The sequence below is a fragment of the Streptomyces sp. NPDC048436 genome (genome assembly GCF_043200355.1).
Classification (GTDB): Bacteria; Actinomycetota; Actinomycetes; order Streptomycetales; family Streptomycetaceae; genus Streptomyces.
In genome coordinates, this window is sequence record NZ_JBICXP010000011.1 from 80,945 (window position 1) to 91,546 (window position 10,602).

Sequence of the window (10,602 nt, forward strand, 5' to 3'; positions counted from 1 at the left end):
CCTAGATCTCTTGCTGGGTTTCCTCGGCCGTTGCCGGGCGCAGGCGAACAGGTAAGGCCCGCTCACCGATCACGCACGTCAGCAGCGCCGCCTCGGCCGCCGACCGGACTTCGTGGGAGCTCAGCCAGGCGTGCACGGCCGAGGTGGCGGTGGCCGGGTCCACGTGCGCGTTGCGGCCGTTCTCGGGAAGGGGATCGACTTCGACGGCGTACGGCCGGTCGTGACCACGCACGCGCAGCAGGCATCGTCCAGGGGCGAGGATGGCCGCGACAGTGCGACAGCCCGGGTATTCGGACAGAGTGTGCCGAGCCCACCCGTCGAAGGTCCATGCCAGGTCAGCGCCTTGGACGGGGTGGCCGAGCGGGCGGCGGTACAACAGGCCGGCAGAGCGCGCGAGTTGCTCGCCCGCCATGCCGTACTCCACGGCGAGGTGATGCCCCGGCGTGCCCATTCCGGCGGGATGGCGCGTGATGTGGATCCCTTCGGCGGTGAACTCGGCGTGCACGTCGAACGCGGAGGGAGCGCGGGCAGGCGGTGCGGGGGGAGGCAGCGGCCGGCCGGGGCTGTGGAAGGCGGGCGGGGCGAGGTCGAGCAGGGAGTACAGCTCGGCGCGCAGCCGTCGAAGGGCGTCGCCCTGGTGGCTGAAGGCGGCCCGGGCGGCCGCATGCGCGAGCCCCGGCCGGTAGGCCCGGAGAGCGTCCTCGGTTTCCTCGGCCGGACCCAACTCCGGTATGCCGTTCAGGAGTACGTCCATGGGGCTGCCGTGGATCAGTTCATCGCCGCCCCGGCACGCGGAGATGACGGGTCTGTCGCCCGCGGCCGCGTAGTACAGCGCCGTTGAACCGTGATCGGTGACCAGGGCGTCGGCGGCGATCAGGACGGACGCCCACTCGTCACGAGGGCGTGGCAGGAGCATTCCTGCGGCGAGGGCGGGTTCGAGCCGCTGTGTCATCTCGTACGAACCCAGCCTGCTCCACTCGTTGGGATGGACGATGAGTGCCAACTGGTATTCGTCTTGGGGGAGTTGAGCGGCGAGCTGTGCGGGAAGGCCAGGGCGTCGCCGGATCAGGGACTCGGGTCCCCAGGTGGAAGTGAGGGCGAGGAGAGTGCGAGAGCCTGTGCCAAGCGCGGCGCGGTAGAGGTCGCGGCGCGAGCGCGAGGCGAGGACGCGTTCCACAGTGGGGTCGCCGATGACCTTCGCGTTACGCGCCGCCTGCGGGGCCACCGCGGTGAGGCGGGCGATCTGGTCGGAGTGGGCCAGCACGTGCAGAGCGATCGGTGTGGCGTCGTCGGATCGGCGCAGGTACGTCGGGTCGAGGCCGGATGCCGAGTCCGCCGAACCCTCGTACGGAATGGATTTGTTGAACCCCGCTCCGTGTGGCAGGAGGACATGCGCGCCGCGCAGCTGTCCCAGCTCTCCCTTGGGGCTCGCAGCGATGACCAGGTCGAAGGTGTGTTCCTGGGCTTCGCTCCAAGGTACGGTCCGGCCGCCTACGGCCTCGATGACGGACAGCGCGTCGGCGCCGAAGTCCGAGCCGGGAAGCAGAGTGAAGAGGCGGGTGATCCGGTCGTCACCGGACAGGGTGGGAATCACGTCGAGCAGGCGATAGAGCGCTACTGCTGACCGCGCGGCAAGGAGCACGGTCCTCTGCCCGTCGCCCGTCGCCCGTCGCCCGTCGCCCGTCGCCCGTCGCCCGTCGCCCGCTAATTCTCAATTCTAGGGGGGATGGTGGGGCGGCGAAGTCGTTTTCGCAGATCGGAGGTGGTTCTTGTGCGTCGTCCGGCGACATGATCCGATCCTACCGTCGGGCGTTCATCGGGAACTGGGCGAGGGGCAGGGGCCCGGGAGGGGAGCGATATGAGCGAGTGGGGAGTTGCGCTGATCGCCGCGGGATCGGCGGTGGCCGGCAGCGTCGTCACGGGCTGGTACGGCCGAGCCGCCGGGATCCGCCAGGCCGAAGCGGCTCGTCACGCGGGGGACCGGCAGGCGGAGGCGCTGCTCGCGTCGGTTCGGATGACGCTCGGGGCGGAGGCCGGGCGACGTGTTCATGATCTGCGGCGTCAGACGTACGCCGAATTCCTGGCAGCCGCGGAGAGCCGCCTGCTCGCCGAGCGGACGGGCCATGGGCACAGCGATGACGAACTGCTGTTGTACACAGCGTTGAGTGCGGTGGCCCTGGCGGGCCCGGCAGAGGTTACTGAAGCGGCGCGCCGTCTCGTCGACTCTCTGCGTCGGCACGAGGGGCCGGATGAGCTGCAGCGTGCGAGGGAGGCCTTCATCTCGGTTGCGAGGGCGGAGGTGAGTGGGCCCGAGGGCTGAAACGGAACTGGCCGGGGGGTCTTTGGGCCAGGGCCCGCGTCGTGCTCACGCACGGCAGCGTGGACAGGCGAGGGGCCACGGCGTCAGCGGCTCGGCTCACGCCGCGTGCCCGGCGGAATGGTGTGTCAGGTCATGGCGAGTCGGTCCACCAGCAGCTCCACCCTCGGTTCGATGTCCTCCGGCGGTAGCCGTCCCGCCCGGGTCAGGGTCGCCAGGCCGTGCAGGGACGCCCAGAACACCTCGGTGAACAGCCCCGGGGCGACGCCTTCCCCGGCGACCTCGCCCAGGCTCTCGAGGAGCGCGGCGAAGGCGTCCTTGAGAGGTTCCGGGGTGTCCTCGTCCGCGAAGGCCAGGCCGCCGTCGAGCTGGAACAAGGCGTCGTAGACAGCCGGGTTGCGTGCGGCGAAGTCGAGGTAGGCGCGGGCGAGGGCGGCGACCCGCTCGCGCGGGCTGTTCGCCGTGGAGGCCGCGGCCCGCACCGCCACTGCCATCTCGGCGGCGCCATCGAGGGCGACGGCGCCGATGATCTCCCGTTTCCCGCGGAAGTGGCTGTAAAGGACGGGCTGGCTGTATTCGATGCGCTCGGCGAGCCGACGGGTGGTGACCGCGTCCCAGCCCTGCTGCTCTGCGAGTTCGCGGGCTGTCGCCACGATGAGGCGCTCGCGCTCCGCCCGTTCGCGCTGCTTGCGTTCCTGTACCGACATGATTCGATCCTAGCATCGCTAGACAAGCGAGCGGCAGTAGTACTAGCGTTGCCTCATCTGCTAGCAACACTAGATTTCAAGAGGGTCATCATGCTCAACGCACTTGAGGTCGTCACCACCGTGGTCGTCGGCGTGATGGTGGGGGTGGAGTTCTCCGTCGCCTTCGTCATCAACCCGATCCTCAACGCACTCCCGGAGGACAGCGGCCAACTCGGCCGCGCCCACGGGGGCCGGATGCTCGGCGCCGTGATGCCGGTCTGGTACATCACCTCGCTCGTTCTCGTCGCGGTCTGGGCCATCGCCGGATGGCACCACCACGGCACCGGCCTCGTCATCACCGCCGGCGCGCTGCTGATGCTCAGCGTGATCATGTCGATCCTGCTCCTCGTCCCGATCAACAACCAGGGCAAGACCTGGACCCCTGAGAACCGGCCCGCCGACTGGAAGGAGCAGATGAACCGCTGGGACCGCTTCCACTACGTCCGCGTCGCCGTCATCATCGCCGCCTTCGCCCTGCTGGTCGCCGCCCTCACCTGAGACCGCGGGCTCACCCGCCCGGTCGTCAGCCGCGACCGCTCGGCCGTGCGCTTGAAGTGCGGCACCCCAACCTCCAAGCGGGCGCCGACCACACCCACTGATCCATAGCGAGAGGAAGTGCCGAGAATGGCCAAGCTGCAGAGTCTCGACCCGCACACGCCGATGTTCGCGCAGTTCAAGGAGCGGACCGGGCCCATCGTCCTGGCCAACACCTTCTTCGTCCCGAAGGAGAGGACTGAATCGTTCCTGGCCCTCTTCCGGGAACAGGCCGAGTTCATGAAGGCGCAGCCGGGGTTCGTCTCCCTGCGGATGCACAAGGGAACGGCGGACAGTCAGCTTCTGATGAACGTCGCGGTCTGGGAGTCGACCGAGGCGCTCGCCACGGCATTCGGCAACCCGGAGTTCCAGCGCTTGGCGGCCGAGTTCCCCGACGACGTCGTGTCGTACCCGCACATCTTCGAGCAGATCGACGTATGACACGGCAGTTGTAGTCGCAGGAGGACAGCCGGAGAAGCCGATCCGCCGGTGGCGCACCTTCCGCGGGGCGCCCGACTCGCAAGGAGAGAACAATGTCGCTGAAGAACATCAACACGGTCCTGGCATCCGCCTTCATCCTCTTCATCCTCTGGTTCGGGACGGAGTTCATACTGAGCCCGGAGATGACGGCGCCGAACTTCGGCCTGTCGAGCTGGCCGTCCGGCGACGGCGACGGTTTCCTGATCGTCAAGGGAATCCGCGACGTCGTCTTGGCCCTGGTCCTGGGCATCCTGCTGGTGACGGGCCACCGCCGGGCGCTGGGCTTGGCGCTGCTGGTGGAGGCCCTCGCCGCGTACGGCGACATGACCACCGTCCTGGCCCACCACGGCTCCGCTGCCACCGCGTTCGGCGTCCACGGCCTGACCGCGACACTGATGGTGGTCAACGGCCTGCTGATCATGCGCGAGACCCGCAAGGTCGCGGCCGCTCCGGCGATGCCCGCCTATTCTGTGTCTACAGTGAAGTAGTCGGTCTGCTTCGCCGTGGACGATCGGTGGGAGGAGAGTGCGATGACGGACAGCGCCGGTGAGCGTCGGCCTGCGGGGGAGCTCGAGGCCAGCGTTCTGGCCGCACTGTGGGCAGCGGGGAAACCGCAATCGGCGGCCCAGATAAGGACGTCGATACCGCAGTCGCTGGCCCGCACCACGGTGGCGACCCTCCTGGCCCGGCTGCACGAGAAGGGGGTGGTCGACCGCCGGCCGGGCGGGCGCGGCTTCGTCTATTTCCCGGTGGAGGACTCGCACGGCCTTACGGCCCGCCGGATGCACCGTGAGCTCGACCAGGACGGCGACCGCAGTACGGTATTGGCCCGGTTCGTGGAAGGGCTCAGCTCGACCGACGAGGCGGAGCTCAAGCGCCTCCTGGAGGGAGACGGCCAATGATCGCCCTGCTGCTGATCCCCCTCGCCTTGCCGTGGATCCTTCCACCGCTCGCTCGACGGACAGCCGATCGTGTGCGGCCCCGGATCGCCCTCTGGGCCATCACCGTCGCCGCTGCCACGCTGGCCGTCGGGGTGGTGGCCTGCCTGGGTGCGTTGCTGCTGCCCCTCGCCCTTGCAGTCCCTCAGCTGGCTCCCATCACCGAAGTGGTCCAGCCGCTCCGGGCCGGTCCGCAGCTGTTGGTCCTGGGCGTTTCCACGCTGGCCGCCGGTCTCCTCGCGGTCACCTGCGGCACCGTTGTCCGGCGCACGGCATCCGAGGCGCGGCGCCTGCGTGCTGTCCATGGCGTTGTTGCAGGCCTCCCGCACGCGGGAGGCCTGTGTGTCCTGGACGACCCCCGCCCCGACGCCTACGCCCTCCCCGGCAGCCTCCGCGGCCCGGGACGGATCGTGGTGACCACCGGCATGCTGCGCGTTCTGGACCGGTACGAACGCCACGCCCTTCTCGCCCACGAACGTGCCCATCTCGCTGATCGTCACCACCTGTTCCTCGCCACCGCCAAGCTCGCGGGCTGGTGCCATCCGGCGCTGGCAACGGTCTTCCCGCAGGTGTCCTTCGCCGCGGAGCGAGCCGCGGACGAGGCCGCAGCTCGGGTCGCCGGCGACCGGAGGGTCACCGCGCGGGCCGTGGGGAGGGCGGCCATGGCCACCACCCGGAGCCGCGAGCAGACCGGGCGGCCCCTTCTCGCGGCCGGTGCCGCTACGGGGCCTGTCCCCGCCCGGGTCAAGGCCCTCCTCGCTCAGGCACCGGCCCGGCGCGTCGTTCCCGCGCTGCTGGCCATGGTCCTGCTGTGCGCGGCAGCCGGCACCTCCTCTCTGGCAGGGGCCGATCTCCTGCACCGTGGCGTCGAGGTCGCCCAGGGCGAGCAGCCGTCCGGCTGAACACTGGCGGAGTGGGCGCGCTTCCCGCATGGTGGCGCGGCGGCTGCGGGAGGAGCCCGGTCGGCCGGAGGGGTGGCGGACGTATCAACCGGCCCGGCGGCGACGGGGCAAGGGCTGGTATGTGGTCGGCCTGGTCGCGGTCGGCCTTGCCCTGACGGTGGCGGTGGCCCCGGAGAGCGTGACGGCGTGGTTCGGGGGCGTCGGGGGCGCACCGCGCGGCAGAGTCGGGTCGTCCGGGGCAGCCTCCGGCGACGGAGGCCGCGGCCCAACGGCCCACGCTGGACGAGCCGTCGCACGGGCGACGGGCTGGATGAGCCGGGCGCAGGTCGCACACGCCCTCACACGGACCCGGGACTTTCTTGTGGCCTCCAGTCTGGATCCTGGGGTGCTGCGCGGGGAGCGGCCCGGCAAGGCGATCGCGTTGATCAATCCGCATCAGGCCGATTCGAGAAGTCGAAGGTGCGACTCGTCGGGGACGTGGTCAGGACGCGGGGCCGGATCACCTTGCGGGAAGGCAGTCGTACGCGCCGAAGCGGGCAGCGAGGAAGTCGCCCGTACCATCGTGCGCCGCGAGACCGTCATGAGCTGGGACGACCCGGCGAAGGTGGTCACCGAGGCGGGAACGTTCTCCCTCGTTTCCTACAAGGTCGACACCACCAACGGCGGCTGCGACACCTTCACCGGCTACTTCACCCCCCCAATTCAGCGCCGAGCGCCGTGCGGCCGGTGAGCTTTCCCGAGCCCGGGCGGACGGAGCCCAAGCCGACCGGGCCCAGGTCGACCGGGCCCAGGTCGGCCTGGCGGATCAGCGCAGTCCGGCGAAGAGATCGTTCTCGGGTACCGCGGCGCTGGTGGCGTCCTTGACCCGTACGTAGGTCTCCATGCCCATCAACTCGCCGAACCTCTCCTTGCCCATCTTGAGGAAGAAGATGTTCTCGCCCTGACTGGCGTGCGCGGCCAGCGCATCGAACTTCTGACCGCTGAACGCGGTGGTGTCCACCCATGTGGTGATCTCGTCGTCGGGGAGGCCGATCTCGGCCATCGCGGCGGCCTCGGCAGGATCCGGCTCCGGCATGTCCGGATGGAACTCGCGCATGATCTCACCGAACCGCTGCATCGCCGAGCGGGGCATCGTGGTCCAGTACACCTTCGGTGTCAGCGTGGTCATCTCCAGCGCTGCCATCGTGATGCGGTGGGCCTGGATGTGGTCGGGGTGGCCGTAGAAGCCGTTCTCGTCGTAGGTGACGACCACATCGGGGCGGTAGTGCCGCATGAGCTCGGCGAGTCGGGCGGCGCCTTCCTCCACGGGGGTCCGCCAGAAGGAGCCGGGGGCGTCGTTGCTCGGCCAGCCCACCATCCCGGAGTCGGCGTAGTCCAGCGTCTCCAGATCGCTGATCTTCAGGACGTCACAGCTCGCCTCGAGTTCTCGACGGCGCATCAAGGCGACGGCCGCCGGATCGTGCCCGGGATCGCCCGGTTTGACACCCCCCGGTCCGTCACCGCAGCCGCCGTCGGTACACGTCACGAGAACCGTCCGGATGCCCTCCGCCGCGTACCGCGCGAGGACTCCTCCGGTTCCGGTGGCCTCGTCGTCGGGGTGGGCGTGCACTGCCATGAGCGTCAGGGGCCGGTCAGTCATGAAACAGTCCTCCGGTAGAAAGTAGAAATACGTCTTGATCCAAGTGCGCGGCGGGCGTACCGCGGTCCTGGGGCCCGGATCCCGGCGGGGCGGACGACCCGGTGGTCTCCGTGTTCCCCGCCGTGCGGCGCCGGCCCCTCGGTCGATGCAACCGCGCCGACCGGACCGGATGTTCCCACCGCGGCCGGCCGGCTTGCCAGGCACGGCCCGGAGCCGAGCCGTCCGCCCGGGATGACTCGCACCGGCCGGGTGGGCGTCCCACCGCGGCTCATGTGGGTGACATCTGGGGTGAGGCCGTGTCGCCGACGCCGGAGCGGTTGATGCATCAAGAGCATCGACACGTACCGGTGCACTGGGACTCGTTCCCGCGGCTGGGCGTACGGCTCGTCCGGCGCCGTACCGCCGTCGGCTCGATGGGTCCCGGGTACCCCTCCCATCTCTAGGAGACATTCATGCGTCGCATTGCGATCGTTCTCGTCGGCATCACAGCTGCCGGGTTCCTGTCGACCGTCCCCGCAGCCGCCAATGACGGCCCCTCGGGCCACATGGGCTACGCGACCCACAATCTGGGTGGCCCCGCCGGGATCACCGACACCGCAGGATTCGCTTCCTTCAGCGACTGGATCGGCCACGACGGCAACTTCGGCGACGGCTCGTAACGACGCCTGAGCCCTCGCATACACGACGAAACCCCGGCGGGGAGATGCTCGCCGGGGTTTCGCCGTGCGTGGCCCTCACCGGTTTCCCCGGGCAAGCGATCCAGAACCAAACATCCGGATTGTTGGTTAGGGTGGCCTTGGCCCGATGGGGACGGCCCTTGCGGGCCAAGTCAGGTACGACGGGGCGCCGTTGGTGGGGAGTTCCCGGGACGCGGTATCGCGGTAGCGGCGGGTGACATGGCGTCAACGACCCTGAGGGGAGGGGAAGGTGCATCGCATCTGCCGGATGGAGTGCGAGTGCGGCGGTGTGCGGGCCTTTCTCCGTCTCGGACCGCGCGCGGTGGGCCTGTGACCCGCCGGTCGTCGCCCGCGGTGCTGCCCCCCTCGCTGCGCGCGTGGCTCGGGCCGATCGCCGCCCTTGCCGCCTTGGTGGTCGTCGTGCTCGGAGTCCTGTACGCCGGTCACAGCGAGCCAGGCAGGGTGGACCGGTGGATCATCCAGCCGACCGCGGACAGTGTGCGGCCGCCGTGGCGGAACGTCGCTCTGGTCACGGACTTCTGGGGAGAGCCCGCCGGAGCGGCGATGCTCGTCGTGGCCGCCGTGATGGGCTGCCTGCTGCTTCGGCGTCCTCGGGCGGCGGTGCTCATCGTTGTCGGCGTCGGCGTGACCGTGGGGACGACCACGCTGCTCAAGTTCCTGGTGGGACGCACCATCCACGGTGACGACAACCTGTCCTATCCGAGCGGGCACGCCGCTTTCCTCACCGCGCTCGCCCTCATGGTCGCGCTGCTCGCGACCGGCCGGCTCGGCCTCGGCAGGACGGCCGGTACGTCACTCGTGCTCGCCGCGGCGCTGGTCGCCGGCGCCGCCATGGGCTGGGCGCAGGTCGCCCTGGGCGCGCACTACCCGACCGACGTCCTCGGCGGCTGGTGCACCGCGCTCGCGGTGGTACCCGCGACCGCGTGGCTGGTCGACCGGACGGCCGACCAGCGGGGCGATCGGATGGCCGACGCCGGTCGGCAGCAGGAAGGCCGCTGACGTCACGTCACGGCACGTCACGCCGTGCGGCGGAATACCGGCTTCACCGGCCGCCCGCCCACCCAAGGCGTCGGGTCCGCGGCGTCAAGTGCCTTCCGGTACACCGCACATGCCTGGGCCACCACGTCCACCGTGCGGTCGATGTCGGCCTCGCTGAGCGCGCTGCTCACCACGAACGACGGTGCGAGCACCCCGCCCGCCAGGAGCCGGCGCAGGAACAGGGTGCGGTACTCCTGCGACGGCTGCCGGTTCTCGTCGAGGGTGGCGTAGACCAGGTTGCTGGCCCGGCCCCGGACGACGATGTGGTCGTCGACGCCCGTGTCGGCCGTGGCCTCGCGGACACCGGCGGCCAACCGCTCGCCGAGAGCGTGCAGCCGCGCGGTGACGCCGTCCTCGACGTAGGTCGCCTGCACGGCCATCGCGGCGGCAAGCGAGTGCGTTTCCGCACCGTGCGTCGTGGACAGCAGGAACACCCGCTCGCGGGAGTGGCGCAGCCCGCCCAGCTCCATCAGCTCGCGGCGCCCGGCAAGCGCGGAGACCGCGAATCCGTTGCCCAGGGCCTTGCCGAACGTGGAGAGGTCGGGGACGACGCCGTACAGACCCTGCGCGCCCGCCTCGGACCAGCGGAAGCCGGTGATCATCTCATCGAAGATCAGTACGCAGCCGTGCCGGTCGGCCAGCTCGCGCAGGCCCGCGAGGTAGCCCGGCGGAGGCTCGGTGTGGCCGGCGGCTGGTTCGAGGATCAGGCAGGCGATCTCGCCCTGATGGCGAGTGAGCAGCTCCTCCGTGGCGGCCAGGTCCCCGTACGGGAACGCCACGGTCAGTTCGGTGGTCGTCGCCGGAATACCGGCGGACATCGGCGTGGTGCCGATGAACCAGTCGTCGACGGAGAAGAACGGATGGTCGCCGCAGATGGCCACCCGCGGGCGCCCGGTGGCGGCGCGGGCGAGGCGCACCGCGGCGGTGGTGGCGTCGGAGCCGTTCTTCGCGAACTTCACCATCTCGGCGGTCGGTACGGTGGCCAGGAAGCGTTCCGCGGCCTCGACCTCCACGATGGAGGGCCGGACGAAGTTGCTGCCGCGGTCGAGTTCCCGCCGCACCGCCTCGGTCACGCGTGGGTGGGCGTGGCCGAGGCTGACCGACCGCAGGCCGGAGCCGTACTCGATGTAGCGGTTGCCGTCGATGTCCCACACGTGGGCGCCGCGGCCGTGGCTGATGACCGGGGCCAGGTCCTCGGGGTACTGGTCGTCGCCCTTGGCGTAGGTGTGCGCGCCCCCGGGGATCATGGCGTGCAGCCTCTCGTTCGCCGCCCGCGACCGGGGGAGGCCGAACTCTTCGGTGTCCACGCG

13 protein-coding genes are annotated in these 10,602 nt (G+C 70.3%); 9 read left to right on the plus strand and 4 right to left on the minus strand.

What is annotated here, in order from left to right; all coding sequences use genetic code 11:
• Position 1: 1 nt before the first annotated feature.
• A complete protein-coding gene (locus ACGFX9_RS30675) occupies positions 2-1,594 on the minus strand; it encodes a translation initiation factor 2 (RefSeq protein WP_393479859.1) in 1,593 nt (530 codons plus the stop codon).
• A gap of 264 nt (positions 1,595-1,858) precedes the next feature.
• Here ACGFX9_RS30675 and ACGFX9_RS30680 point away from each other — a divergent pair, with 264 nt between their 5' ends.
• Positions 1,859-2,320 (plus strand): hypothetical protein, encoded by a 462-nt coding sequence (locus ACGFX9_RS30680; protein WP_393479863.1) that lies wholly within the window; start codon positions 1,859-1,861, stop codon positions 2,318-2,320.
• A gap of 125 nt (positions 2,321-2,445) precedes the next feature.
• Here ACGFX9_RS30680 and ACGFX9_RS30685 read toward each other — a convergent pair whose 3' ends face one another.
• Positions 2,446-3,024: a TetR/AcrR family transcriptional regulator gene (locus ACGFX9_RS30685; protein WP_393479866.1), complete on the minus strand. Its 579-nt coding sequence runs from the start codon at positions 3,022-3,024 to the stop codon at positions 2,446-2,448.
• Between the two features lie 90 nt (positions 3,025-3,114).
• Between ACGFX9_RS30685 and ACGFX9_RS30690 the strand changes: the two genes are divergently transcribed.
• The 6 genes from ACGFX9_RS30690 to ACGFX9_RS30715 all read left to right on the plus strand — a co-directional run bounded on the left by ACGFX9_RS30690 (position 3,115) and on the right by ACGFX9_RS30715 (position 6,647).
• The gene (locus ACGFX9_RS30690) at positions 3,115-3,561 is read left to right on the plus strand and encodes an anthrone oxygenase family protein (protein WP_393479869.1); all 447 of its coding nucleotides are present in this window, start codon (positions 3,115-3,117) and stop codon (positions 3,559-3,561) included.
• 126 nt (positions 3,562-3,687) lie between these two features.
• Positions 3,688-4,038, plus strand: a complete 351-nt coding sequence (locus tag ACGFX9_RS30695) for an antibiotic biosynthesis monooxygenase family protein (protein WP_393479872.1) — start codon at positions 3,688-3,690, stop codon at positions 4,036-4,038.
• Between the two features lie 92 nt (positions 4,039-4,130).
• Positions 4,131-4,565: a DUF4267 domain-containing protein gene (locus ACGFX9_RS30700; RefSeq protein ID WP_393479875.1), complete on the plus strand. Its 435-nt coding sequence runs from the start codon at positions 4,131-4,133 to the stop codon at positions 4,563-4,565.
• Between the two features lie 42 nt (positions 4,566-4,607).
• Positions 4,608-4,979, plus strand: a complete 372-nt coding sequence (locus ACGFX9_RS30705; RefSeq protein WP_393479878.1) for a BlaI/MecI/CopY family transcriptional regulator — start codon at positions 4,608-4,610, stop codon at positions 4,977-4,979.
• Entirely contained in the window at positions 4,976-5,917 is a 942-nt protein-coding gene (locus tag ACGFX9_RS30710; protein WP_393479881.1) for a M48 family metalloprotease, read from the plus strand. Before ACGFX9_RS30705 ends, ACGFX9_RS30710 begins: the two co-directional genes overlap by 4 nt.
• Before the next feature lie 562 nt (positions 5,918-6,479).
• Positions 6,480-6,647 carry a hypothetical protein gene (locus tag ACGFX9_RS30715; protein ID WP_393479884.1) on the plus strand — a complete coding sequence of 56 codons (168 nt, stop codon included), beginning with the start codon at positions 6,480-6,482 and terminating at the stop codon, positions 6,645-6,647.
• A gap of 75 nt (positions 6,648-6,722) precedes the next feature.
• Here the strand turns inward: ACGFX9_RS30715 and ACGFX9_RS30720 are convergent, their stop codons facing one another.
• Complete coding sequence (locus ACGFX9_RS30720; protein ID WP_393479888.1) at positions 6,723-7,556, minus strand: PIG-L family deacetylase; 834 nt, start codon at positions 7,554-7,556, stop codon at positions 6,723-6,725.
• Between the two features lie 452 nt (positions 7,557-8,008).
• Here ACGFX9_RS30720 and ACGFX9_RS30725 point away from each other — a divergent pair, with 452 nt between their 5' ends.
• A complete protein-coding gene (locus tag ACGFX9_RS30725) occupies positions 8,009-8,215 on the plus strand; it encodes a hypothetical protein (RefSeq protein ID WP_393479893.1) in 207 nt (68 codons plus the stop codon).
• Positions 8,216-8,563: 348 nt separating this feature from the next.
• Complete coding sequence (locus ACGFX9_RS30730) at positions 8,564-9,253, plus strand: phosphatase PAP2 family protein (protein ID WP_393479898.1); 690 nt, start codon at positions 8,564-8,566, stop codon at positions 9,251-9,253.
• A 17-nt stretch (positions 9,254-9,270) separates the two neighbouring features.
• On the opposite strand, the gene ACGFX9_RS30735 is transcribed toward ACGFX9_RS30730, so the two are convergent.
• Positions 9,271-10,599, minus strand: coding sequence for a glutamate-1-semialdehyde 2,1-aminomutase (locus tag ACGFX9_RS30735; RefSeq protein ID WP_393479903.1), 1,329 nt, complete (start codon positions 10,597-10,599; stop codon positions 9,271-9,273).
• Between the last annotated feature and the right edge of the window lie 3 nt (positions 10,600-10,602).

Coding starts and splice junctions, on each gene's coding strand:
- ACGFX9_RS30710 (WP_393479881.1), top strand. CDS start 4,976: ATGATCGCCCTGCTGCTGATCCCCCTCGCCTTGCCGTGGATCCTTCCA.
- ACGFX9_RS30685 (WP_393479866.1), bottom strand. CDS start 3,024: ATGTCGGTACAGGAACGCAAGCAGCGCGAACGGGCGGAGCGCGAGCGC.
- ACGFX9_RS30690 (WP_393479869.1), top strand. CDS start 3,115: ATGCTCAACGCACTTGAGGTCGTCACCACCGTGGTCGTCGGCGTGATG.
- ACGFX9_RS30680 (WP_393479863.1), top strand. CDS start 1,859: ATGAGCGAGTGGGGAGTTGCGCTGATCGCCGCGGGATCGGCGGTGGCC.
- ACGFX9_RS30720 (WP_393479888.1), bottom strand. CDS start 7,556: ATGACTGACCGGCCCCTGACGCTCATGGCAGTGCACGCCCACCCCGAC.
- ACGFX9_RS30700 (WP_393479875.1), top strand. CDS start 4,131: ATGTCGCTGAAGAACATCAACACGGTCCTGGCATCCGCCTTCATCCTC.
- ACGFX9_RS30705 (WP_393479878.1), top strand. CDS start 4,608: ATGACGGACAGCGCCGGTGAGCGTCGGCCTGCGGGGGAGCTCGAGGCC.
- ACGFX9_RS30725 (WP_393479893.1), top strand. CDS start 8,009: ATGCGTCGCATTGCGATCGTTCTCGTCGGCATCACAGCTGCCGGGTTC.
- ACGFX9_RS30695 (WP_393479872.1), top strand. CDS start 3,688: ATGGCCAAGCTGCAGAGTCTCGACCCGCACACGCCGATGTTCGCGCAG.